Here is an 898-nt window from a genome sequence, read left to right as displayed (position 1 = left end):
GCGGACCAGATCTGGCCGACGGGATTGGCGATCCATTGTCCGGCGATGTCGGGGGCGGAACCGTGGACGGGCTCGAACAGCGAGGGGAACTTGCGTTCCGGATTGATGTTGCCGGCGGGGGCGATGCCGATGGTGCCGGTGCAGGCGGGCCCCAGGTCGGACAGGATGTCGCCGAACAGGTTTGAGGCGACGACCACGTCGAACCAGTCCGGATGCTGCACGAAATGGGCGGTCAGGATGTCGATATGGTACTTGTCCCAGCGTATGTCGGGATAATGCGCGGCCATGGCCTCCACCCGCTCGTCCCAATAGGGCATGGTGATGGAGATGCCGTTTGACTTGGTGGCCGAGGTCAGATGCTTCTTGTCCCGCCGCTGCGCCAGGTCGAAGGCATATTTCAGGATGCGGTCGGTGCCGATGCGGGTCAGCACGGTTTCCTGGACCACCACCTCGCGGTCCGTGCCGGGGAATATCTTGCCGCCGATGGAGGAATATTCGCCCTCGGTATTCTCCCGCACGACATAGAAATCGATGTCGCCCGGCTGCCGGCCGGCCAGCGGGCTGGGCACGCCCGGCATCAGCCGGACGGGCCGCAGGTTGACATACTGGTCGAATTCCCGCCGGAACTGGATCAGCGAACCCCAGAGCGACACATGGTCCGGCACGGCTTCCGGCCAGCCGACGGCGCCGAAGAAAATCGCATCGTGCCCGCCGATCAGCTGCTTCCAGTTCTCCGGCATCATCCGGCCGTGCTGCTGGTAATAGTCGCAGCTCGCAAAATCGAAATGGTCGAACTGGAAGCGGCACCCGAAACGGGCCGATACGGCTTCCAGCACACGCAACCCCTCGGGCATCACTTCCTTGCCGATGCCGTCACCGGGAATGACGGCAATGCGAT

At 63.6% G+C, this 898-nt stretch carries 1 protein-coding gene; it reads right to left on the bottom strand.

Annotated elements, in window-relative coordinates; all coding sequences use genetic code 11:
• On the bottom strand, positions 1 to 898 hold an 898-nt coding region (locus ACM9LZ_RS25900), incomplete at both ends, for a tartrate dehydrogenase (protein WP_416622382.1).

The sequence above is a fragment of the Niveispirillum fermenti genome (genome assembly GCF_048066175.1).
Classification (GTDB): Bacteria; Pseudomonadota; Alphaproteobacteria; order Azospirillales; family Azospirillaceae; genus Niveispirillum; species Niveispirillum fermenti.
The sequence above is the reverse complement of the archived record's forward strand: the minus strand, read 5'-3'. Positions and strand labels throughout refer to the sequence as shown.